Here is a 21,326-nt window from a genome sequence, read left to right on the forward strand (position 1 = left end):
CGGTGCTCGACCCGGGTGCTGCGCGCCGGACGGGTGAGGAGACGACGGATGAAAGCCATCGTGTACGAGCGCACCGGCGACCCTTCGGTGCTGGAGTTGGTCGACCGGCCGGTGCCGGAGCCGGCTGCGGGCGAGGTCCTGGTCCGGGTGGCGGTGTCGGGGGTGAACCCGACGGACTGGAAGGCTCGCCGCTCCTCTCCGTTGCCGGCGGGGTGGCAGATCCCCGGGCAGGACGGCGCGGGAGTGGTGGAGGCGGTCGGCACGGGGGTGGACCAGGAGCTGATCGGCGAGCGGGTCTGGATCTGGGAGGCGGCCTGGCAGCGGCCATGGGGCACCTCGGCGGAGTACACGCTGGTGCCGGTCCGGCAGGTGGTCCGCCTCGGCGACGCCTCGTTCGACCTGGGGGCCAGCCTGGGCATCCCGTTCCTCACCGCGCACCGTTGCCTGACCGCCGGCGAGTTCATGCCGGACTCGCTGCGCCCCGGCGCGCTGGCCGACCACACCGTGCTGGTCCAGGGCGGGGCGGGTGCGGTCGGGAACGCCGCGATCCAGCTCGCCCGCTGGTCCGACGCCACGGTGATCACCACGGTGAGCAGCGCGGAGAAGGCGCAGCTCGCGGCGGCGGCGGGCGCCTCCTTCGTGATCAACTACCGGGAACAGGACGTGGTCGAGGAGATCCGCAAGATCGCTCCCGACGGGGTGCACACGATCGTCGAGGTGTCCCCGTCCCGTAACGCCGCGACGGACGTGCAGGTGCTCCGAAACGCTGGCGCGGTCTGCGTCTACGCCGACGACGAGCCCGAAGTGGGCATCCCGGTCCGGCCGTCGATGATGCGGAACGTCCGGTGGCAGTTCGTGCTGGTCTACACGGAGCCGACGGTGGCCAAGGCCCATGCCGTACGGGACGTGGCGGCGGCGGCGGACCAGGGCGGCATCCGGGTTGGTGTGGACGCCGGCCTGCCGCTGCACTACCACCCGCTGGCCGAGACGGCGGCGGCGCACCAGGCGGTGGAGAACTCGGCGGTGGGCAAGGTGCTGATCATGACGAGCGACGCCTGATCGAGGCGCTGACTACGCGATTTCCCCATCATCAGGACAGAGGCGAACAACTTTCGCAACAATGACGGTGCGGGTCGCCCCGCAAGTAAAGGGCGGCCCCGGCGCGGTGCGAACGCCGGGGCCGCCCTCCTGGGGAGGAATGTTCAGGAGAATCCTCTGCCTCAACAGGCGACGGCGCCCGGTAAAACGTTACGGGGCTGTCAGCTCCCGGACAGTCAGCTCGCCCCCCGCGTACCGCGATCGGACGACCTTCTTGTCGAACTTGCCCACGCTGGTCTTCGGCACGGTGTCGATGAACGCCCACCGCTCGGGCAACTGCCAGCGGGCCACCGAGCCGGCCAGGAAGTCGCGCAGCTCCTCGGCGGTCACCGAGGCACCCTCCCGGACCACCACGGTGGCCAACGGTCGCTCGTCCCACCGCTCGTCCGGCACGCCCACCACGCACGCCTCCAGCACCGCCGGGTGGGCCATCAGCGCGTTCTCCAGCTCCACCGACGAGATCCACTCACCGCCGGACTTGATGACGTCCTTGGCCCGGTCCGTCAGGGTCAGGTAGCCGTCCGGAGAGAGGTTGCCCACGTCGCCGGTGCGCAGCCAGCCGTCCCGGAACTTCTCCTCGTCCGGGGCGTCGTCGCCGACGTACCGGGCGGTCACCCACGGCCCGCGGACCTCCAGCTCACCCACGGCCCTGCCATCGGCGGGCAGCGGCTCACCCAGCGCGCCGACGATCCTCGCCTGCACCCCGGCCGGCACCCGGCCCTGCGTGTAGCGGTAGCGCCACGCCTCATCACCGGTCGCGCCGGCCGGTGGACGGGAGACCGAGCCCAGCGGGGACATCTCGGTCATACCCCAGGCGTGGATGACGTCGATCCCGTGCCGCTCGTCGAACGCGTGCATCAGCGCCGGCGGACAGGCCGAGCCACCGACGATCACCTCCTTGAGCGAGGAGGTGTCCACGTCGTGGCCGTCCAGATAGGTCAGCAGATCGGTCCAGATGGTCGGCACCGCGCCAGCCAAGGTGGGTCGCTCGGCGGCGATCATCTCGGCGATCGGCGCGGCCTGGAGGAACCGGTCCGGCATGATCAGCGATGCGCCGGAGAGGAACGCGGCGTACGGCAGCCCCCACGACATGGCGTGGAACATCGGCACGATGGCCAACTCCCGGTCGGTCGGCGCGAGGCCGAAGCCCTCCGGCATGCAGACCTGCAACGAGTGCAGATAGATCGACCGGTGCGAGTAGGCGACGCCCTTCGGGTTGCCGGTGGTGCCGGAGGTGTAGCAGAGGGCTGCCGCGTCGCGCTCGTCCACCTCGGGCCAGTCGAACACCTCCGGCCGGTCCGCGAGCAGCGCGTCCCAGTGGTGCACGGTGATCCGGTCACCGGCCGCCGCCACCAGCGGCGCCGGGTCGCCACCGCCGACCACCACGACGTGCCGCACCGTGGCCAGCTCGCCGATCACCCGGGCCAGCAGCGGGATGAGCGTGCTGTCGACCAGCACCACCCGGTCCTCGGCGTGGTTGGCGATGTAGGCGACCTGGTCGGGAAAGAGCCGGATGTTGAGGGTGTGCAGGACCGCGCCCATGCTCGGCACCGCGAAGTAGGCCACCAGGTGCTCGTTGTTGTTCCACATGAAGGTGGCGACGCGCTCGTCGCCGGTCACCCCGCACTCGTCACGCAGCGCGTGTGCCAGCCGGGCAGCCGACCGCCCCACCTCGGCGTACGTCATTCGGCGGGGTTCCGCGCCCGTCCAGGTGACCACCTCGGCCGTGCCGTGCACGGTGGCGCCGTGGTCGAGGATCCGGGAGATCTGCAGAGGGGCGTCCATCATCGTGCTACGCATGGGTAACAAGTTAGTGTCGCCGGTCACAGCTTGGGAACCCCCGTAAATTGTCGCAGGTGAGCATCTCCTGGGCCGACTCATACGTAGGGCAGTTGCGTGCGCTCGCCGGGGACCGGACGCTGATGTTCGTGGGCGCCCGCGCCGTGGTCCGCGACAACGCCGGGCGCATCCTGCTGATCCAACGCTCAGACAACGGCCAGTGGGCCATGCCGGCCGGGGCGATGGAGCTGGGCGAGTCGATCGCGGACTGCGCGGTACGGGAGGTCCGCGAGGAGACTGGGCTACGGGCGCTGCGCGTCTGCGCGTTCGCCCTCTACACCGGCCCGGACCGGACCAGCACCAACATGTACGGGCACACGTACCAGGTCTTCACCGCGGCGTTCCGGGTCGAGGAGTGGGACGGCCAGCTGGCCCGGGTCACCGACGAGACCACCGACGCCGGTTTCTTCCCCCGGGACCGGTTTCCCGACCCGCTCTCCGCCTCGGTCAACGAGACCCTGGCCGACCTGGACGTCTTCGAGCAGACCAACCGGCTGATCCTCAAGTAGGTCGGCCCCGCCGCGCCCGGTCCGGCGGGTGAGCGCCGGACCGGGCGAACGCCTCACTGCGGCAAGCGGGTCCCCGCGAACGCGTCCTGGATCCAGTTCGGGTACGCGACCGGCATCTTGGAGACCTCGTCCAGCTCGCTGAGATCCTGGGCGGTCAGCGTGAGGTCGGTGGCGGCGATGTTGTCCACCAACTGCTCCTGCTTGCGGGCACCGACGATCACGCTGGTCACGGCCGGCCGGGACAGCAGCCAGGCGACTGCCACCCGGGCCGGGCTGACCCCGTGCCGCTCGGCGATGACCTTGAGTACGTCGACGACCGTGAAGGCATGCTCCGGGTCAAACGGCGTGAAGCTGGTGAAGCCGGGCTGGGCGCTGCGCGAGCCACTGTCGGCGACCACGCTGTCCCGGCCGACCTTGCCGGAGAGGAAGCCGCCGGCCAGCGGGCTCCACACGGTCAGCCCGACACCCTCGTCGAGCGCCATCGGCACCACGTCGCGCTCCACGTCCCGGCCGAGCAGGGAGTAGTACGACTGCACCGAGACGAAGCCGGCCAGCTTCTCCCGGGCTGAGATGCCCAGCGCCTTGGAGATCTGCCAGGCGGCGAAGTTCGCGCAGCCGACGTAGCGGACCTTGCCCTGCCGGACCGCGTCGTCCAGCGCGCGCAGCGTCTCCTCCATCGGGGTGACGTGGTCGAAGTTGTGGATCTGGTAAAGATCGATGTGATCGGTGCGCAGTCGCCGCAGGCTGTCCTCCAACGCCTGCATGATGTGCAACCGCGAGGTGCCGACGTCGTTCGGGCCGGGGCCTGTCCGGGCGTGCACCTTGGTAGCGAGCACCACGTCGCGACGCCGCTTGCCGAGCGCCTGGCCGAGCAGTTCCTCGCTCTCGCCATCGCTGTACATGTCGGCGGTGTCGACGAAGTTGACGCCCGCGTCCAGCGCGGTGTCCACCAGCCGCTGGGCGTCGGGCAGCTCCAGCGCCCCCAGACCGCTCCAGATCGGGTGCCCGCTGCCGCCGAAGGTCATCGTGCCGAGCGAGATCTCCGAGACGTACACCCCGGTGCTGCCCAGCAGTCGGTACTTCACGTATTGCTCCTCGCTGGTAGGGGGCCGCCGTCGGCACTCCCTGGTCACTATGTCGGACACTGTGTCCGGCAAAAGCGTACGTCGCCGATCCCGCACCCGGCCACCTAGGATTTCGACCATGCCCTCGATCACCCGACGCCGCCCGCGCAACCCCGAAGGTCGGGCCGCCGTCGAAGCGCGGGTGCTGGCCGCCACCGAGCGGCTGCTCCAGCAGGGGGTCCGGTTCACCGACCTCGGCGTCCAGCGGATCGCCGCCGAGGCGGGGGTCGCCCGGTCGACCTTCTACACCCACTTCCGGGACAAGAGCGAACTGCTCATGCGCCTCGCCGGCACCATGCAGGAAACCTCCTTCGACCGGATCCGCGGGTGGGATCCGGCCGGACCCCGCGACCCGCTCGACACGCTCACCGAGGTCTTCGCCGACGTGATCCGGATCTACCGGACGTACGCGCCGGTGCTGGCCGCGATCACCGAGGTCGCCGCGTACGACGAGGTGGTCCGGGAGTACTGGGCGGCCGGGTTCGAGCAGTTCGTGGCGCGTACCGAGGAGGTGCTCCGGGCCGAGCAACGAGCCGGACGCACCCCGGCGGACCTGGACCCGGCAGCCGCGACCCGGCTGGTCGTGCTCGGCGGTGACCGGTTCCTCGCCCACCACGTCGGCCTGATCCCGGCCGACCCCGACGCCGACGCCGCGGCCGCCCGGGAGTTGGCCGCGACCTGGTGGTACGGCGTCTACCACCGCCCCGCCTGACCGCTGACCGCCCCGGAGGGGTCCGGGGCGGTCGGTCGACGCGGTCAGATCATCGTCTGGGACTTGGCCTCCATGTCGGCGGCCGCCTCCTCCTTGGATTCGCGGGTCAGCGGCTTGCCGCCCGGTGCCGGGGCCTCACCGCCGAGCGGGTCGGCACCGCCCTTGGCGCCCTGCGGACCGGCGCCCCGGAGCTGCTCGTTCGGCAGCGCCACGGTGACCAGCACCGCCACGATCGCGATCAGACCGGCGGTCAGGAAGACCATGTCCAGCGCGTCGACGAACGCGCCCTGGATCGCCGCCCGCACCGGCCCGGGCAGGGCCAAGATGGTCGCCGGATCGTTGATCGAGATGTCCGCTCCGCCGCTTGCCGCCACCTCGGCCTGCTGCTGCGGCGGAAGCTGGGCGATCGCGCCGGGCAGCCGGTCGGCCAGTCCTCCGGTGAGCCGGGAGGAGAGCACCGCGCCGAGGATCGCCACCCCGAACGAACCGCCCAACGACCGGAAGAAGGTCGCCGAGGATGTGCCGGCGCCCAGGTCGCGCACGGAGACCGCGTTCTGCACCGCGAGGACCAGCGACTGCATGCAGAGGCCCAGGCCGACGCCGATCACCACCATGAAGCCGAAGGCGATCCAGAGCGAGGTGGCCACCTCCAGTCGGGTGAACAGCAACATGCCGACCAGCAGGGTCACCGACCCGGCCACCGGGAACCATTTGTACCGACCGATCCGGCTCATCGCCCGACCGGTGAGGATCGAGGTGACGATGATGCCGGCCATCATCGGCAGCATCAGCAGACCGCTTCGGGTCGGCGAGGCGCCCTTGACGATCTGCAGGTACAGCGGAATGAAGATGATCGACCCGAACATCACCAGGCCGAGCACGAAACCGGCCGAGTTGGCGAGCGCGAAGGTCGCGCTGCGGAACAGCCGCAGCGGCAGGATGGGTTCGGCGACCCGGGCCTCCTGGAGCACGAAGAGCACGGCGAGCACCGCGCCCGCGGCGAGGAGGCCGATGATCACGCCGGAGCCCCAGGGGTACTCGCTGCCACCCCAGCTCAGCGCGAGCAGCAGGCAGCTCACCCCGGCGACCAGCAGGCCGGCGCCGAGCCAGTCGATCGCGTGGTCCCGGCGCTCGAACGGGATCAGCCGCATCACGTGGTAGCAGACGATGATGGCGAGGATCGCCAGCGGCACGTTGATGTAGAAGATCCACCGCCAGTCGGTCTCCGCGAAGTAACCACCCACCAGTGGGCCGGCGACCGACGAGATCCCGAAGACGGCACCGAAGAGACCCTGGTAGCGGCCTCGCTCTCGGGGTGAGACCACGTCCGAGATGATGGTGAACGCCAGCGTCAACAGACCACCCGCACCGACGCCCTGGATGCCCCGGGTGATGATCAGCTGGGTCATGTTCTGCGACAGGCCGGCCAGCAACGACCCGACCAGGAACGTGCCGATCGAGAAGAGGAAGACCGGGCGGCGCCCGTACAGGTCGGCCATCTTGCCGTACAGCGGCGTCGACGCGGTCGAGGCGAGCAGGTACGCGGTGACCACCCACGAGTAGTGGTTGATCCCGCCCAACTCGCCGACGATGGTCGGCAGGGCCGTACCGACGATGGTCTGGTCAAGGGCGGCCAGCAGCATGCCGGTCATCAGACCGATCATGAGCAGCCGGATCTGCTGACGGTTCAGCACCGGCGCGGCGGAGGCTTCGGTGGTCATCTCGCCTTCTTTCCCGACCGACAAGGAACATGCGCCGGACCGGGAAAGGACTTCGACCTCACCCCCGTTGATCATGAGGTTGGCAGCGCCGCCACCGGCGTGTCGCGCCGCCAACTTCATGATCAACGGGGGGGGAGGGGTGGTTCGGGCACTGATGTGCTGGGGCGGGGCTGGAAGGCCCGTGGGTCGGGCTGGGTCGATCACCGCGAGGTTTGACCTCCAGGGCGGTGGGGACCCGGGGAGGCATGGCAGGAGCAGCAGCGGAACAGCGCCGGCTCGCGACCGTCGTGGAGAGCTGGCTCGGGCGCCCGGTCCTGATCGTCGGCGACGCCATGTTGGACGAATGGCGGTTCGCCGACTCCGACCGGCTCTGCCGGGAGGCACCCGCCCCGGTCCTCACCCTGCGCCGGCGGATCTCCGCCGCCGGTGGAGCCGCCAACACCGCGGTCAACGTCGCCACCCTCGGCGGCCGGGCCGTGCTGGTGGCACCCGTCGGCGCCGACGTCGCCGGCGACGAGCTACACGACTGTCTGGACCGCGCCGGAGTCTGGGACCGCACGGTCAACCAGGCCGGACGGCCCACCCCGGTGAAGCGGCGGATGCTGGCCGGCAACCAGATCCTGCTCCGGGAGGACTCCGGCGACCCGGACGACGCGCTCGACCCGGACGGGGTGACCCGGCTGCTCACCGCCCTGAACTGCGCCACCGAGGAGCTGCGCGCCGCCGCCGGTGGAGAGGCGCCGACCCTGGTGGTCTGCGACTACGGCCTGGGCGCCCTGCCCGCGCCCGTCCGCGCCTGGCTGGTCGAGCAGCGGGAACGGTACGCCACGGTCGCGCTGGATGCCCACGACCTGGCCGACTGGCGGGGCCTCGCGCCGACCGTGGTCACCCCCAGCTTCGCCGAGGCGACCCGACTGCTGGCCCGGGCCGGCGGTGCGACCCGTCCGCCCTCCGGCGCCGGACTGCACCTGGAGCACCCCGACAGCGACCCGGCCGACGGACCGTCCGAACTGACCGTCGGCGCCGCCCCGGGCGGGGCCCACGCGGACGACGTCAGCGCCGAGACCACCCCGGACCCGGTGCGGGCCGACCGCCCGGGGCCCGTCGGCGAGCCCACCCCGAGCGAGGGCCGGGTGGCCCTCACCGGCGACGGACTCAGCGTCACCGGCACCGGCGTGACCGTGAACTCCGAGGCCGGCGAGGGCGTCGACCGGGCCGTACTGGCCGAGTCGCGCCTGGCCGAGTTGCGCGCGCACACCGGTGCCGACGTGGTCGCGGTGACCCTGGACACCGAGGGCGCGGTGGTCGGCGGCGCCGACGGGGAGCCTCGGCGCAGCCACAGCACACCGGTCCCGGCGAGCCACGCCGTGGGTGCCGGCGACGCGTACCTGGCGGCGATGACGCTGGCCCTGGCCGCCGACGCGCCGCTGCCCACCGCCGCCCAGCTCGCCCAACTGGCGGCCACCATCACCGTGTCCGACACCGGCACCTGCGTGTGCCGGCGCGAGGACCTGCTCACCGCACTCGACCAGCCGTCGGTGACCAGCGGGCATCCGTCGCTGGTCGGCACCGACGAGTTGGACGCGATCGTCGCCGAGCATCGCGAAGCGGGGCGGTCGGTGGTGTTCACCAACGGCTGCTTCGACGTCCTGCACCGCGGGCACGTGCGCTACCTGGAGCAGGCCCGCGCCCTGGGCGACCTGCTCATCGTGGCGGTCAACTCGGACGGCAGCGTACGCCGGCTGAAGGGGCCGGACCGGCCGGTCAACCCGGTCGAGGACCGGGGTGCCCTGCTCGCCGCGCTGTCCTGCGTGGACCACATCGTCGTCTTCGAGGAGGACTCACCCGCCGCGCTGATCGAGGCGGTCCGGCCGGACGTCTACGTCAAGGGCGGCGACTACCCGCCGGAGCTGGTGCCGGAGGCTCCGCTGGTGCGCCGACTGGGCGGCCAGGTGCGCACCCTGGGGTACGTGCCGGACCGATCCACCTCGGCGATCATCGAGCGGATCCGGTCGCACAACCAGGACCGGGAACCCGACCCGTCGTCGCACAGCCACCACCGGCAGGCCGACCCGTCGTCGCACAGCCACCACCGGCAGCCCGACCCGTCGCTGAGCACCCGCACCCGCGCGTCGTGAATCGGCCCCTCGATCTCGACACCCCGGCGGCCTTCCGCGCCGACCGGCAGGTCGACGTGCTGATCCCGACCCGTAACCGGCCCGCCGAGCTGGCGGTCACCCTGGCCGGGCTCGCCGCCCAGGAGGGGGTGCCCGGCTTCGGGGTGGTGGTCAGCGACCAGTCCGACGGGGAACCGGCGTACGCCCACCCCGCCGCGGCCACCATGGTCCGGGCGCTGCGCCACCGGGGTCACCCGGTGCTGCTGACCCGCCGGCTACCCCGGCGTGGGCTGGCCGAACACCGGGCGTACCTGCTCGCCGCCTCGGACGCCCGGTACGTGCTCAGCCTCGACGACGACGTCTGGCTGGAGCCGGGGGCACTGCACCGGCTGGTCACCGCGCTCGGCGAGCTGGGCTGCGGGTTCGTCGGCAACGGCGTGCACGGGCTCTCGTACGTCGACGACGTCCGACCGGAGACCCACGGGCACTACGAGGAATGGATCGGCCCACCCGCACCGGAGCGGATCCGGCCGGGCACCCCGGAGTGGAACCGGGCCCGGATCCACTCGGCGGCGAACCTGCTGCACGTCACCGCGCAGTTGGCGCTGCCGCCGGGCGCGTGGCGGGCGTACAAGGTCTCCTGGATCGGCGGGTGCGTGCTATTCGACCGGGCCAAGCTCGTCGACTCCGGTGGCTTCGACTTCTGGCGTCGGTTGCCGGACAAGCACCAGGGCGAGGACGTGGCCGCCCAACTCGCGGTGCTGGCCCGGTACGGCGGGGCCGGCATCCTGCCCAGCGGCGCCCATCACCTGGAGTCCCCCACCACGGTCACCGAGCGGGACGTCGAGGCGTGGGAGGTCGTGCTCGCCGACGAGGACACTCCGCAGCCGGCCTGATCCGCTGGCGGCCGGGGCGGTCAGGGTGCGCCGGGCTCGGGGTTGAGCAGCTCCCGGGCCGCCTCCAGCACCTCCACCATCGGCACGTCCGTCACGAAGGAATCCCGGTGCGGGCACTCGCCGTCGCCGGGCCGGTGCGGGTAGATGCCCGGCGTGCAGTCCACCCCGCAGACCGGGCAGTGCACCGTCCACGAGCTGATCGGCCGGTGCCGACCGCGCAGCGGACTCGCCGTGTTGATCAGGTTGCCGACCCAGTAGATGCCGACCGTGGAGGTACCCACCGCGGCGGCCAGGTGCAGCGGGCCGGTGTCGTTGGAGACGACCAACGCGCAGTCCGTGTAGCAACCGGCCAACCCGCCGAGACTGAGCGTGCCCACCAGCGGCCGGACCGGCACCCCCGCCGCCGCGACCACCCGGTCCACCACCTCCCGCTCGGCGGGCGTACCGGTGACCAGCAGCTCGTAGCCGTCGCGGTGCAGCTCGCGGGCCACCTCGGCGAAGCGCTCGGCGGGCCAACGGCGGCGGGTGTCGGTGGCGCCCGGATGCAGCGCCACCCGGGGTCGGCCCGCCGGGCCGAGCACCTGGGCCGCCTCGGCCCGGTCGGCGTCGGTGACCGCCAGCGCGGGCACGATGGTGGTCGCGGGTGCGCCCACCAGACCCACCACCTCCAGATAGCGGATCACCTCGTGCTGGTAGTAGACGTAGCGAATCCACCGGTCCAGCGGCGGTGCGTCGTCGGCCCGCAGCCCCACGGTGACCCGGGCGCCGAGGCGACTGACCAGCGGATTGGAGTTGGCGCCCCCGCCGTGGATCTGCACCGCCAGGTCGAAGCCCTCGCCAGCGGCCGCCGCCAGGAAGTCGTCCATCGCCGACTCCGGCTCGCCCGGTTCCGGCTCGCGAATGCCGGGTGCCGGCGGCACCACCAGCACCCGGTCCACCGGGCCGGGCCGGTCGCGCCAGAGCTTCGCGTGCCACGGCGCGCCGAGCAGCACGATCTCCGCCCCGGGGTACGCGACTCGCAGCGCCTCCAGCGCCGGCAGGGCGAAGATGAAATCTCCGAGCGCGTTGGCGCGCAGCACCGCGATCCGTCGCACGTCGGGCACGAGCCCGGCCGACGGGCCGAGCAGGGATGCGGTGACCACGCAGTCCCGCTACAGCCGGTCGATCTCGCCGAGGGTGTCCGGGCGGTGCAGCTCCCGGTCCGCGGCGGGATCGGCTGGCATCGGCGTACCACGGGAGAGGCCGCCGGAGCGCGGCCCGGTGCGGCCGACGGTGATGGTGCGCGGCGTGGGCCGGGCGGCGCGGGGCAACCGGACCCGGAGCAGGCCGTGGTCCATCACCGCGTCGATGCCCTCGGGGTCGACGCGGGACGGCAGGTCGACGCGGTACTCGAACCCGCGGGTCTCGAAGCCGCCCGGGATGCCCTGGTCGGCGTTGACCTCCGCCTCGGAGCGGGCCCGCACGCACAGCTCCCGGTCGTCCAGCTCGACCGCCACCTCTTCCGGCGCCACCCCGGGCAGCCGGACGACGACCTCCCAGCCGTCCGAGGTCTCGGTCAGCTCGACGTCGCACGCTCCGGCCCGGCCACCGACCAGCCGGCTCAGCTCGGTGCGCAGCGACTGCAGCTCGCCCATCGGGTCCCAGCCCTGCTGCCGGCCCCGCCATCCCCGGCCGAAGCCGCCGGTCTGCTGTTGCTCACTCATCACACCTCTCCGATCCGGTGGGGGGCCGCGGTCGGCCGCAGTGAGCTCGGGGCGTCGAGGCCGGCGTCGCGGTCGACGCCCACGCCGAGCCGGTCCACCAACTCGCCGCCGAGCCAGGCGCTGATGCCGAGGATGGCCACCGCGACCACCTCGACGACGAGCAACGCTCCGCCGGCGGCGCGGGAGTCGGCGTTGAGCCGGACCACCCAGATCGCGGCGAAGAGCAGGATCACCGCGACGTTGGCCCCGGCGTGCAGCAACGCCACCCGCTTGGCGCGGGTGCCGGTCGGGATGGCCAGCAGGTCGAACGTGCCGGCCGCCGCGGCCAGCAGGCCGCCGATCAGGCCGACGGTGATGTTCCAGTACGCGACCTCGCCGAGGAGGTCGGGCCCGCCGAGGGTGTCCACCAGGTCGAACAGCACCGCGGTGACCAGCAGCGCGACCGGGAACATGACCAGCATCGGATGGACCGGGTGGCCCAGCACCTTGAGTCGGCTCTCCATCTCCCGGCCTCCACTGGTCGGCTTTGCCTGGCGTGACGGTTCGTGCGGCGGAGCGTCCGCGTGAGGCCGTACCCCCGACAACCGGGCGCAAACCTCCCGCTGGCCGCGCGGGCCTAGGCTGGCGACTGACGCCGTTGGGACGGTGGCACCCGCCACCCGGGTCAACGGCTGGGGGGAGGATCACGTGACGGTGGAGATCACCTCGCACGAGGAGCTGCGCGATCTGCTCGGCGTGCCGAACGCGCGGGCCGTGAACAAGGAGCGCACCCGCCTGCACGAGCGGGACCGCGACTGGCTCGCCGCCGCGCCGTTCTGCCTGGTGGCGACGGCCGGCGCGGACGGCAGCTGCGACGTCTCGCCCAAGGGCGACCCGGCCGGGTTCGCCCTGGTGCTGGACGACACGACCATCGCGCTGCCGGAGCGGCCGGGCAACAAGCGCGCCGACGGCTACCGCAACATCCTGGACAACCCGCACGTCGGGTTGCTCTTCATGATCCCGGGGCGAACCGACACGCTGCGGATCAACGGGCGGGCCCGACTGGTACGGGACGCGCCGTGGTTCGACGACATGGTGGTCAAGGGACACCGGCCGGTGCTCGCGGTGGTGGTGGAGATCGAGCAGATCTTCTACCACTGTGCCAAGGCGTTCCTGCGGTCCGCGCTGTGGCAGCCGGAGACCTGGCAGCCAGACCTGTTGCCGACCCGAGCCCGCCTGATCAAGGAGGTCGAGGCGCCGACGGAGAGCCTGGAAGACCTGGAACGGCACTACGGCCCGGAGTACGCCAAGAAGATCTACGTCTGACCCCGCCTGCCGTTGTCGGTCAACTCGACCAGCCGGCGGGATTGCCGAACGACTCCCGGGAGATGCCGGAGCCCGTCTCCGGCCAGGAGCCGAACCGGTCGTTGTGCAGGTGGGCGAAGAAGTAGCACAGGCCCTCGCAGTCGGCGTCGAGCAGGGCCATTGCGGGGTCGGCGCGGACCGCCTCGTAGTACGCCCGGCCAAGGGCGACGATAAAGCCCCGGCAGTAGAGGAACCCGTCGTCCGAACCGTCGGTCACCTCGTGGATGTCCTCCCGATCGATGTCGTGCAGCTTGCGCTCCACCACCCGGTCGAGGTCGGTCAACTCCTGCCCGGACAACTCGGCGCTGAGGTGCCCGAGGCGGTCCAGGAGCGGGTCGAGCCAGGCGTCGATCGCGTAGAGACCGGCGTCATCGTCATCGTCGTCGCCGTTGTCGTCCCGGGGGTCACGCTCGACGAGGGCCCGGCGTAGCGCCAGGGCCTCGGCGCCCAACTCGGCCCACGCCGACTCGATGAGCGCCCACAGCCGGGCCTCGTCGGCGGGGGTGGGCAACGTCCCAGTGGCATCGGTGGTCACGGTCACGGCCGGACCGTACCCGGCACCACCGACGCTTTTCAGGACTCCGAATCGGCGGAGACCATCCACAAGTGACCGTCCGGGTCGGCGAACACGCCCGTGTATCCCCAGGGTTGTGCCACTGGCTCGCTGACCACCTCGGCCCCCGCGGCGCGGGCCCGCTCGACGATCGCGTCCGCGTCGGCGGGCGAGGCGACGCTGAGGCTGAGCACGCACTCACTCTGCCCCCCCGCGGCGACCTCGTGCCGGCCGATCACCCACCCGAAGCCTCCGGTCGGGATCAGCATCAGCCGCAGCCCGTCGTTGACCACGAACTGCAGAGGCTCCGGGATGCCGTCGTCGGCCAACTCCCCCACGGTGTCCAGACCGAGGCCGTCGCGGTAGAAGCGGTGCGAGGTCGGCCGGTCGGCGATGGGCAGACTGATGATCACAGGTGCGAAGGTCATGGAAGGACGCCTCCAGGATGTCGGACGGGACATTTGCCGGATGTACTGCTTTGGACCGCGAAACTCGTCGGACCCACCGTGTCATCACCCCCTGACAAACCTCGGCCGCTGCGCTCGCGCGGCTTGCCTCCTAACCGAGGTACGCCTTTGCCTCTCAACCCACGTACGCCTCGCGGCGGTCCTCGTAGCCATGCTTGACGCGGAGCATCGTCGACGTGTGGACCGATAGTCGACTCAACTCCTCGCGCGTCACCCACCGCATCGCGGTTGACTCACCGCTCGGCGTCGATACGCCGGTTAGTGGCCGTGCTCGGAAGCAGAGCGATAGTTGCTGCCGCACTTCGCCATCGGCGTGCTCGATGACATGCGAAGGGTCGGAGTACACGCCAACCAGGCCCGCCATCTCGACGAGCACGCCGGTTGCCGCAAGGGTCGCGCGTACGGCCGTCTCGGCGACGTACTCGCCGATCTCCTGCTCCCCACCGGGCAGGGACCACACGCCGTTGTCGTCGCGCTTGACGAGGAGCAGCAGACCCTGTTGGTCGGTGACGAAGACGGAGACCGCCACAACGATGCTGTTGGCCGTGGGGGCGTCCGGGTCGTGGTAGTGCTCAGTCCTCGCCATAGCTCCAGGCTGCCACCTCGGCAGCCTGAGCCGGTGTTACGGCGGACATGCCGGCACACCTTTAGAGCCTGACCAGGCCGGCAGAGTCCTAACGCGAGCGAGTTGCGGGATCGCGGTAGCGGCAAACCCGGCCCTTGGGACGGCCTGCGGCATACTTGGCCTCGTGCCACCTCGGCCGTTCATTCGCAGGGTTCGTTTCGAGATCCGTCCATGGGGCGGTGGGCCGAACCCAGCGCGCGAGCTGTTGCCGTACGTCGACGACGTGAGCCTGGTGGACCTGGTTTCCGGCTTCGAACATGCCGCCGGCCACGATGTGCCTGGCGCGTATGCCGGGCTCGTGCTCGACCACTTCAACTTCGGCGACCTGGCCGCCTACCTCGCTGGACGACCGGACTCCGCGTACTGGGCCAGGATGGGTGTGATCAACCTGCTCGGTTGCGACTGCGGCGAGGTTGGCTGCTGGCCACTGGATGCCCAGGTGGTCACTGCTGACGACTCGGTGACGTGGCGCGGCTTCGCACAGCCCCATCGCCCCAAGCGCGACTACGGGAGCTTCGGTCCTTTCGTGTTCCGTCGGAACCAGTACGAGCGCGCAGTCCGCGAGGTCGTTGCCGCCACGTCCAGCTCTTGATCACTTCCGCCGTCGCCACGAACACCGTCGCCAGGAGTCAGATTCATGACTGCCAACGACGCGGAGCTGGCCGTCGAAGGCCGGTCCTGCTCGGGATTGTCCTGAATCACTATGAAGTCCGGGCTTTCTGAGCGGGCGACGAGCCTCCGCTTTTGCCGCTACGATGCGGCCCCCGAGGCACGTCGCACCACCGGAGGGCGCGGATGCTTGGACCGAAGAGAATGGTGAGAACAAAGACCGCCATCTGGCGCTACAGATTGTGGCGATACAGGCTGACCACCGTTGGTTTGGTTCTAGCCTCGTTCGGGTTGGCGACGTCTCTGGTCGACCCGCCTCGGCCGGTCAGTGTAGCCGCGGGCCTCGCTGGCGCTACCCTCTCCCTCATGGAGACCGGGACGAACCGACGCCGTTCAAAAGAGGTCCGGTTCCAGCAACGGACGGGCGACAACTACCGGGACGTGATTAGCCTTTCGGCGGACCTCGGGCCAAGCGTGGAAAGCGCCCGCGACGTAGGAATCATGCTGTCCCGCGAGAACGCCGAGCTGCGCAAACGGCCCATCAGAGCTATTGTCCAGACCCCCGGTTACAAACTTCCACGTGACCTGAGAACCTGGTCGCTTGACTATCTCACCTACCGTGCGAGAACGGGAAAGATCTACAACGACAGCACGCTCTGTCTGGCGTCGGATCTTTTGAGCGACGATGTCGTCAAGCTGAGAGCCGGCCGCTATTTCGACTTTATGTGCAGCAACCTGCTCGCCCCGTTGGACATCTGGGAGGTGGGTCGGAAGAGCCCAGCTGTTCGTGGACGGGACCTCATCCTCGACCTGGACGGCCGGCTGATCCCTTTCAAGCGCAGTCGTCTGGCGAACTTGATCGGCGTATCGACGCTAGCCTTCACCACCGACGGGCAGTTGCTTCTTGTCGCGCAGACCGACGGCAACATCGGCAGTCCTGGCTTGCTCGCCCCGTCCGGCTCGGGGGCGCTCGAACCCAAGGACGTGCCCCAAGACATGGCCGACTGGACTATCCAGAAAATCGCGATAAGCGGAGCCGAGCGTGAGTTGCGGGAAGAGTGCCACCTGAAGGCACGCGATATAGAAGAGAGCTCTCTCGTTGGTCACGGTCGGTGGGTCAGCCGGGGCGCGATGCCAGAGTTCTGCGCCGTGACCCTCCTCAACCTTACGGGCGATCAGGTGGTCGACCGGTCACCGCGCCGGGTCGAACGGTCTTATGTTCACGAATTCATGGCTGTCAGCCTCGCGCCTCTGCGACTGTGGGATCCCAGCCGACCGCTCGATATGTTGCCGCAGCACAGACAGGCGGTTTCCTGGCCCTTGGCACTCGGGCTCGCCTGCCTAGCAGAGTGCATCAATGACGAGTCGTGGTCCCTGCAAAAGGATTTGTTGGCGCGACTCGAAGGGTAGTTCGCCGAACTAAATTACCTGGGCCAACCCCTGTTGTCCTGACCCAACGGCACGCTGGTCCCCCTGCGCGTGGATGTGACCGGCCTGAGCACCCCACGCCTCCCGCGTAGCCACCTTTTTGTGGGTACTTGTCGACGCGAGGGGGCGGGGCGAATCTGGTTGTGGGCGGTCGCGAGACGGCCAGATCGGGTGGACGGGGAGGTAGGCGATGTTTCAGGAGGCCCGATCGGCCTCGGTGAGCTTCTCCAGACGGCGGTGGCCCCAGTCGGAAAGGGGGGACAACGCCTCGGCGAGTTCGCGGCCGAACGCGGTCAGCAGGTATTCGGTCTTCAGCGGCAGCACGTCGTGCACCTCCCGGTGCACCAGTCCGTCGGCCTCCATTTCCCGGAGCGCCTGAGTCAGCACCTTCTCGGTGAGGCCCGGCAGCTGCCGGCGCAGCTCTCCGGGACGGCGCGGACCGGATTCCAGCAGCCAGAGCAGAGTCGTCTTCCACTTGCCGTCGATCACAGCGATCGCGGCGGTCACTCCGCAGACGTTCGGGTCCTGGGCACGACTGCGCGTCATCTTCGTCCTATTCACTACCGTTTAATGACATTTATGGTGGGAGTCAAGCATGTCCCCGTACACCGAAAAGTCTGTCACCGTGCTCGGTCTGGGACCGATGGGGCGGTCCCTCGCCGGCGCATTCCTGGACGCCGGTCTGCAGACCACGGTCTGGAACCGGACCCCGGGCCGGGATCGGGAGCTGGTTGAGCGGGGCGCGGTCAGCGCCCGGTCGGTCGAGGAGGCGGTCGCCGCGAGCGGGTTGACCGTGGTCTGTGTGGTGAACTACGACGCGTCGGACGCCATCCTGCGACGTGACGCGGTCACCGATGCGCTCAAGGGGCGCACCGTGGTGAACCTGACCGCCGACACTCCGGACCGAGCCCGGGACACCGCGGACTGGGCGGCCAAGCACGGCGTCCGATACCTCGACGGTGCCATCATGACGCCGATCACCACCATCGGAACGCCGCACGCGGTGCTGATCCACAGCGGCCCGACGGAACTCTATGCGGAGCACCAGCCGGTGCTGGACGCGTTGGGCGGCAGCCACACCCACCTCGGCGAGGAGATCGGCCGGGCTGCGGCGTACGACATCGCGCTGCTCGACATCTTCTGGACCGCGATGGCGGGCTACGCGCACGCACTGGCGGTGGCGAAGGTCGAGGGTGTCACCGCGAGGGAGCTGGCACCGTTCGCCAAGGGCATCGCCACGATCCTGCCTCCGATTTTCGAGGAGGCCGCGGAGGAGATGGACCGTGGCAGCTTCTCCGGTGAGGGCAACCCGATCACCTCGACGGTGTCGTCCATGGCTCATATCGTGCACACCTCCGAGGCGCACGGCATCGATGCGGGCGTGATGCGCGCGGCCGAGGGCCTGGCCCGCCGCGCCATCGGACTGGGCCACGGTACTGACGGGTTCATGCGGGTCGCCGAGGTCCTGGGGCGGCGCTGAGAGTCTGCCACCGGTAGGTGGGGAAACGGCGAAGCCCAGGTCGATGACCTGGGCTTCGGTGCCGAGCCGCCTGACGGAATCGAACCGTCGACCTACGCATTACGAGTGCGTCGCTCTAGCCGACTGAGCTAAGGCGGCAACGATCAGCAAGTGTACGGCACCGCACGGCCACCAACCGAACGGGATACCCCCACCGAGTGCGGTGCCTCCAACCGGACATCGGCCGCCATCTGGACGCTTACCGGACAGCGGATCATCGAGGTCGGGACTACGCTGCGGCGGGTGAGCGACGATCACGCCCCCCTCGACGACCCCGACCAGCAGGACCCGGCGGACGGACGTCCCGACGGTGCGCCGGCCGGGGAGCGGGCCGCCCACCGCCCGCGCACCACGGACCCGCTGGAGCTGGGTTTCACCCCGCGCAAGCCGGTGCCGTGGCTGGCCCCGTTCCTGCTGATCAGCACTGGCATCCGGACGCTGCTGGCGGTGCTGTTCGGGGCGTACCTGGACAAGCGCGAGCTGCAGAACGCTTTCGGCGACGGCATCTTCCGCCAGGTCGGGCCGGATGGCGGGCTCTGGCTCGACTACGTGGCCGACCTGGGTGACGGCTTCAATGCCACCTACTCGGTCGCGTACCTGCTGGCACAGCCGGAGCTGACCGTGGACGGGCACCGGCTGCCCCGGGCGCAGACCCTGGTGATGGGCGGCGACCAGGTGTACCCGTCGGCGGCCTACGAGGAGTACGAGAACCGGTGCAAGGGCCCCTACCAGGCCGCGCTGCCGGGGACCCCGCCGGAGCGGCCCACTCTCTACGCGGTGCCGGGCAACCACGATTGGTACGACGGTCTGACCGCCTTCCTGCGGCTGTTCGTCCGCTCCCGGGACCGACACTTCGGCGGCTGGGGCACCGGGCAGTCGAGGTCGTACTTCGCTGTGGAGTTGCCGGCAGGCTGGTGGCTGCTCGGCGTGGACGACCAGTCCGGCTCGTACCTGGACGACCCGCAGTTGGCCTACTTCGACGAGGTGGCCCGGCGGCTCGGCCCGGAGTCGAAGGTGATCATCGCGGCGCCGGCGCCGACCTGGGTCAAGGCCGTCGACCAGCCGACGGCGTACGACTCGATCGACTACTTCATCCGGACGATCATCGCCCCGACCGGGGCACGGGTCCGGCTGCTGCTCTCGGGCGACCTGCACCACTACGCCCGCTACGCCGGGCCGGACCGGCAACTGATCACGTGCGGCGGCGGCGGCGCGTACCTCTACCCCACCCACAAGCTGGCGGAACGTATCGAGGTACCGCCTCGGGACACCCTGGCCCGCCGGGCCAGCCGCACCCAGCCGTACGACCTGGTGGCCCGTTATCCGGACGCGGTCCGCTCCCGCCGCTACGGCTGGGGCATCTTCGCTCGGCTGCCGTTCCGCAATCCCGGCTTTACCACTCTGCTCGGCACCGTGCACACGCTGCTGATGCTGGCCATGGCGGGCGCGGCGGCGAACTGGGCGGACACCACCGAGCAACGGCTGTTCAGCGTCCCGCTGGTGGTGATGTTGCTCGTGACGGTGCTGGCGGCGGCCCTGTTCGCCAAGCCGCCCAGCGCCAGCGGCAAGCGGCACGCGCGGCACTGGATTCTCGGCGTCACCCACGGCCTGGCGCACGTCGGGCTGGCTGCCGCCGGCACCTGGGTCTGGTTGGCACTGCCGTTCTATGACTGGCCATGGCCGCTGCCCCTGGTCGCCGCGGCGGTGCTCTACGGTCCGGTGATCGGCCTGGTGGCCAGCCAACTGCTCGCGGCGTACCTGCTGGTGGCGGCGTCGTTCGGGGTGAACGTCAACGAACTCTTCGCCGGTCAGGGCATTGAGGACTCCAAGTCGTTCCTCCGGCTGCGCATCGACCCGGACGGCACGCTGACCATCTACCCGATCGCGGTCGACCTGGTCGCCCGTGACTGGCAACCCAACCCCGACCAGACCCCCACCGCCAGCTGGCTGACCCCGAAGACCCCCCTGACCGCCCGCCTGGCCGAACCCCCCGTCACCCTGCCCTGAGGCCCCGTCGCCGCCGTTGACCATGAAGTTATTGCTGCGACACGCCGGTCCGCCGGGCAACAACTTCATGATCACCGGGCGGGACGGGACGGGGAGAGCGCGGGGCCGGTGGGGTTAGGGGGTGTAGTGCTGGTCGTGGGCTTGGCGGGGGGCGCAGACGGAGGCGCGGGAGCAGGAGCAGCGGGAGCCGTCGGCGTCCAGCCGGACCGTCACCGCGTCGCGGGGGACGCTGTGGCCGACCACCCGGCCTTCGCCTTCCGACGTGGAGACCCTGCTGCCGACGGCTGGGGCGGTCTCCTGGAAGCGCTGGTAGAGCGGGTGCTCGTACTTCAGGCAGCACATCAGCCGGCCACAGGCGCCGGAGATGCGCAGCGGGTTCAGCGGCAGGTCCTGGTCCTTGGCCATCCGGATGGTCACCGGCTCGAAGTCGGTGAGGAACGTGGCGCAGCACAGGTCCCGGCCGCACGAACCGATGCCGCCCTGCACCCGCGCCGAATCCCGTGCAGAGAGCTGCCGTAGCTCGACCCGACAGTGCAGGGTGGCGCCCAGGTCGCGGACCAGGGATCGGAAGTCCACCCGGTGCGGGGCGGTGAAGTAGACGGTGCTGCGCTCGCCGCCGCCGTCGGTGGAGCCGAGCACGTGGTCGACGGCCACCACCTTCATCGGTAGGCCGTGCGCGCGGATCAGCCGCTTCGCGGCCACCTTGGCCTCGGCCTTGCGCCGGCGCAGCGCCTCGTCCCGGTGCAGGTCGGCGTCGCCGGCCAGCCCCACCAACTGGGGGAAGCCGTCGGTCTCCTCCGTCACCCACTGCGCGGCCCAGACGCACTCGGCCACCTCGGGCCCGTCGTCGGTGGGCACCAGCACCTTGTCGCCGACCTGCGGGCGCAACTCACCGGGGTCGAGGTAGTAGAGGCGCCCGTACCGGTTGAAGCTGACCGCACAGAGCATGCCCATCTCCCCACCCTACGACGGATCACCGGTGAAGCGCGCGCCGGCCGTCGCCAACCAACTACGCCCCGCTGCCATCCATGACCGTCGACTTGACCGATTGCCGG

General features: G+C 70.5%; 21 protein-coding genes and 1 tRNA gene. 10 read left to right on the top strand and 12 right to left on the bottom strand.

Annotated elements, in window-relative coordinates:
* Positions 1 to 48 precede the first annotated feature (48 nt).
* Complete coding sequence (locus ACFY29_RS12810; RefSeq protein WP_386985591.1) at positions 49 to 1,059, top strand: NADPH:quinone reductase; 1,011 nt, start codon at positions 49 to 51, stop codon at positions 1,057 to 1,059.
* Positions 1,060 to 1,248: 189 nt separating this feature from the next.
* Here the strand turns inward: ACFY29_RS12810 and ACFY29_RS12815 are convergent, their stop codons facing one another.
* Positions 1,249 to 2,898: a fatty acid--CoA ligase gene (locus ACFY29_RS12815; protein WP_386985593.1), complete on the bottom strand. Its 1,650-nt coding sequence runs from the start codon at positions 2,896 to 2,898 to the stop codon at positions 1,249 to 1,251.
* A 56-nt stretch (positions 2,899 to 2,954) separates the two neighbouring features.
* Between ACFY29_RS12815 and ACFY29_RS12820 the strand changes: the two genes are divergently transcribed.
* The gene (locus ACFY29_RS12820) at positions 2,955 to 3,446 is read left to right on the top strand and encodes an NUDIX domain-containing protein (RefSeq protein ID WP_386985595.1); all 492 of its coding nucleotides are present in this window, start codon (positions 2,955 to 2,957) and stop codon (positions 3,444 to 3,446) included.
* Positions 3,447 to 3,499: 53 nt separating this feature from the next.
* Here ACFY29_RS12820 and ACFY29_RS12825 read toward each other — a convergent pair whose 3' ends face one another.
* Positions 3,500 to 4,531 carry an aldo/keto reductase gene (locus ACFY29_RS12825; protein WP_386985597.1) on the bottom strand — a complete coding sequence of 344 codons (1,032 nt, stop codon included), beginning with the start codon at positions 4,529 to 4,531 and terminating at the stop codon, positions 3,500 to 3,502.
* A 118-nt stretch (positions 4,532 to 4,649) separates the two neighbouring features.
* On the opposite strand from ACFY29_RS12825, the gene ACFY29_RS12830 reads away from it, so the two are divergent.
* Positions 4,650 to 5,282: a TetR/AcrR family transcriptional regulator gene (locus ACFY29_RS12830; RefSeq protein WP_386985599.1), complete on the top strand. Its 633-nt coding sequence runs from the start codon at positions 4,650 to 4,652 to the stop codon at positions 5,280 to 5,282.
* 44 nt (positions 5,283 to 5,326) lie between these two features.
* Here ACFY29_RS12830 and ACFY29_RS12835 read toward each other — a convergent pair whose 3' ends face one another.
* A complete protein-coding gene (locus ACFY29_RS12835; RefSeq protein WP_386985601.1) occupies positions 5,327 to 7,003 on the bottom strand; it encodes an MDR family MFS transporter in 1,677 nt (558 codons plus the stop codon).
* 245 nt (positions 7,004 to 7,248) lie between these two features.
* On the opposite strand from ACFY29_RS12835, the gene rfaE2 reads away from it, so the two are divergent.
* Together rfaE2 and ACFY29_RS12845 are read left to right on the top strand one after the other, a co-directional pair.
* Positions 7,249 to 9,141, top strand: a complete 1,893-nt coding sequence (gene rfaE2, locus ACFY29_RS12840) for a D-glycero-beta-D-manno-heptose 1-phosphate adenylyltransferase (protein WP_386985603.1) — start codon at positions 7,249 to 7,251, stop codon at positions 9,139 to 9,141.
* Positions 9,138 to 10,016: a glycosyltransferase family 2 protein gene (locus ACFY29_RS12845; RefSeq protein ID WP_386985604.1), complete on the top strand. Its 879-nt coding sequence runs from the start codon at positions 9,138 to 9,140 to the stop codon at positions 10,014 to 10,016. The genes rfaE2 and ACFY29_RS12845 overlap by 4 nt, the downstream gene beginning before the upstream one ends.
* A gap of 20 nt (positions 10,017 to 10,036) precedes the next feature.
* Here ACFY29_RS12845 and ACFY29_RS12850 read toward each other — a convergent pair whose 3' ends face one another.
* From ACFY29_RS12850 to ACFY29_RS12860, 3 genes are read right to left on the bottom strand one after another with little or no spacing between them, the layout of a single operon-like run.
* Positions 10,037 to 11,158: a glycosyltransferase family 9 protein gene (locus ACFY29_RS12850; RefSeq protein WP_386985606.1), complete on the bottom strand. Its 1,122-nt coding sequence runs from the start codon at positions 11,156 to 11,158 to the stop codon at positions 10,037 to 10,039.
* 9 nt (positions 11,159 to 11,167) lie between these two features.
* Positions 11,168 to 11,719 carry an Hsp20/alpha crystallin family protein gene (locus ACFY29_RS12855; RefSeq protein ID WP_386985608.1) on the bottom strand — a complete coding sequence of 184 codons (552 nt, stop codon included), beginning with the start codon at positions 11,717 to 11,719 and terminating at the stop codon, positions 11,168 to 11,170.
* Positions 11,719 to 12,222, bottom strand: a complete 504-nt coding sequence (locus ACFY29_RS12860; RefSeq protein ID WP_386985610.1) for a DUF2231 domain-containing protein — start codon at positions 12,220 to 12,222, stop codon at positions 11,719 to 11,721. The genes ACFY29_RS12855 and ACFY29_RS12860 overlap by 1 nt, the downstream gene beginning before the upstream one ends.
* A 184-nt stretch (positions 12,223 to 12,406) precedes the next feature.
* On the opposite strand from ACFY29_RS12860, the gene ACFY29_RS12865 reads away from it, so the two are divergent.
* Complete coding sequence (locus ACFY29_RS12865; protein ID WP_328422782.1) at positions 12,407 to 13,024, top strand: pyridoxamine 5'-phosphate oxidase family protein; 618 nt, start codon at positions 12,407 to 12,409, stop codon at positions 13,022 to 13,024.
* Between the two features lie 19 nt (positions 13,025 to 13,043).
* Here ACFY29_RS12865 and ACFY29_RS12870 read toward each other — a convergent pair whose 3' ends face one another.
* The 3 genes from ACFY29_RS12870 to ACFY29_RS12880 all read right to left on the bottom strand — a co-directional run bounded on the left by ACFY29_RS12870 (position 13,044) and on the right by ACFY29_RS12880 (position 14,669).
* Positions 13,044 to 13,604 carry a DUF4240 domain-containing protein gene (locus tag ACFY29_RS12870; protein WP_386985611.1) on the bottom strand — a complete coding sequence of 187 codons (561 nt, stop codon included), beginning with the start codon at positions 13,602 to 13,604 and terminating at the stop codon, positions 13,044 to 13,046.
* Positions 13,605 to 13,636: 32 nt separating this feature from the next.
* Positions 13,637 to 14,044: a VOC family protein gene (locus ACFY29_RS12875; RefSeq protein WP_386985613.1), complete on the bottom strand. Its 408-nt coding sequence runs from the start codon at positions 14,042 to 14,044 to the stop codon at positions 13,637 to 13,639.
* A gap of 154 nt (positions 14,045 to 14,198) precedes the next feature.
* Positions 14,199 to 14,669, bottom strand: coding sequence for an NUDIX domain-containing protein (locus ACFY29_RS12880; RefSeq protein ID WP_386985615.1), 471 nt, complete (start codon positions 14,667 to 14,669; stop codon positions 14,199 to 14,201).
* Between the two features lie 163 nt (positions 14,670 to 14,832).
* Here ACFY29_RS12880 and ACFY29_RS12885 point away from each other — a divergent pair, with 163 nt between their 5' ends.
* The gene (locus ACFY29_RS12885; protein ID WP_386985617.1) at positions 14,833 to 15,300 is read left to right on the top strand and encodes a hypothetical protein; all 468 of its coding nucleotides are present in this window, start codon (positions 14,833 to 14,835) and stop codon (positions 15,298 to 15,300) included.
* A gap of 383 nt (positions 15,301 to 15,683) precedes the next feature.
* Entirely contained in the window at positions 15,684 to 16,727 is a 1,044-nt protein-coding gene (locus ACFY29_RS12890; RefSeq protein ID WP_386985619.1) for a hypothetical protein, read from the top strand.
* 213 nt (positions 16,728 to 16,940) lie between these two features.
* Here ACFY29_RS12890 and ACFY29_RS12895 read toward each other — a convergent pair whose 3' ends face one another.
* Complete coding sequence (locus ACFY29_RS12895) at positions 16,941 to 17,291, bottom strand: helix-turn-helix domain-containing protein (protein ID WP_355600550.1); 351 nt, start codon at positions 17,289 to 17,291, stop codon at positions 16,941 to 16,943.
* 49 nt (positions 17,292 to 17,340) lie between these two features.
* Here ACFY29_RS12895 and ACFY29_RS12900 point away from each other — a divergent pair, with 49 nt between their 5' ends.
* On the top strand, positions 17,341 to 18,225 hold the full coding sequence (locus ACFY29_RS12900; RefSeq protein WP_386985621.1) for an NAD(P)-dependent oxidoreductase: 885 nt from the start codon (positions 17,341 to 17,343) through the stop codon (positions 18,223 to 18,225).
* 64 nt (positions 18,226 to 18,289) lie between these two features.
* On the opposite strand, the gene ACFY29_RS12905 is transcribed toward ACFY29_RS12900, so the two are convergent.
* Positions 18,290 to 18,363: transfer RNA gene (locus ACFY29_RS12905), tRNA-Thr, on the bottom strand.
* Positions 18,364 to 18,453: 90 nt separating this feature from the next.
* Between ACFY29_RS12905 and ACFY29_RS12910 the strand changes: the two genes are divergently transcribed.
* Entirely contained in the window at positions 18,454 to 20,271 is a 1,818-nt protein-coding gene (locus ACFY29_RS12910) for a metallophosphoesterase family protein (protein WP_386986706.1), read from the top strand.
* A 114-nt stretch (positions 20,272 to 20,385) separates the two neighbouring features.
* Here the strand turns inward: ACFY29_RS12910 and ACFY29_RS12915 are convergent, their stop codons facing one another.
* Positions 20,386 to 21,225, bottom strand: a complete 840-nt coding sequence (locus ACFY29_RS12915) for a stage 0 sporulation family protein (RefSeq protein WP_386985623.1) — start codon at positions 21,223 to 21,225, stop codon at positions 20,386 to 20,388.
* Positions 21,226 to 21,326 lie beyond the last annotated feature (101 nt).

The sequence above is a fragment of the Micromonospora sp. NPDC000668 genome, assembly GCF_042897975.1.
Lineage (GTDB): Bacteria > Actinomycetota > Actinomycetes > Mycobacteriales > Micromonosporaceae > Micromonospora.

Bases quoted from the DNA above. Each gene is read 5' to 3' on its own strand.
- ACFY29_RS12890 (WP_386985619.1), top strand. From the start codon at position 15,684: ATGGAGACCGGGACGAACCGACGCCGTTCAAAAGAGGTCCGGTTCCAG.
- ACFY29_RS12835 (WP_386985601.1), bottom strand. From the start codon at position 7,003: ATGACCACCGAAGCCTCCGCCGCGCCGGTGCTGAACCGTCAGCAGATC.
- ACFY29_RS12915 (WP_386985623.1), bottom strand. From the start codon at position 21,225: ATGGGCATGCTCTGTGCGGTCAGCTTCAACCGGTACGGGCGCCTCTAC.
- ACFY29_RS12860 (WP_386985610.1), bottom strand. From the start codon at position 12,222: ATGGAGAGCCGACTCAAGGTGCTGGGCCACCCGGTCCATCCGATGCTG.
- ACFY29_RS12895 (WP_355600550.1), bottom strand. From the start codon at position 17,291: ATGACGCGCAGTCGTGCCCAGGACCCGAACGTCTGCGGAGTGACCGCC.
- ACFY29_RS12855 (WP_386985608.1), bottom strand. From the start codon at position 11,719: ATGAGTGAGCAACAGCAGACCGGCGGCTTCGGCCGGGGATGGCGGGGC.
- ACFY29_RS12880 (WP_386985615.1), bottom strand. From the start codon at position 14,669: ATGGCGAGGACTGAGCACTACCACGACCCGGACGCCCCCACGGCCAAC.
- ACFY29_RS12810 (WP_386985591.1), top strand. From the start codon at position 49: ATGAAAGCCATCGTGTACGAGCGCACCGGCGACCCTTCGGTGCTGGAG.
- ACFY29_RS12900 (WP_386985621.1), top strand. From the start codon at position 17,341: ATGTCCCCGTACACCGAAAAGTCTGTCACCGTGCTCGGTCTGGGACCG.
- ACFY29_RS12875 (WP_386985613.1), bottom strand. From the start codon at position 14,044: ATGACCTTCGCACCTGTGATCATCAGTCTGCCCATCGCCGACCGGCCG.
- ACFY29_RS12830 (WP_386985599.1), top strand. From the start codon at position 4,650: ATGCCCTCGATCACCCGACGCCGCCCGCGCAACCCCGAAGGTCGGGCC.
- ACFY29_RS12815 (WP_386985593.1), bottom strand. From the start codon at position 2,898: ATGCGTAGCACGATGATGGACGCCCCTCTGCAGATCTCCCGGATCCTC.
- rfaE2 (WP_386985603.1), top strand. From the start codon at position 7,249: ATGGCAGGAGCAGCAGCGGAACAGCGCCGGCTCGCGACCGTCGTGGAG.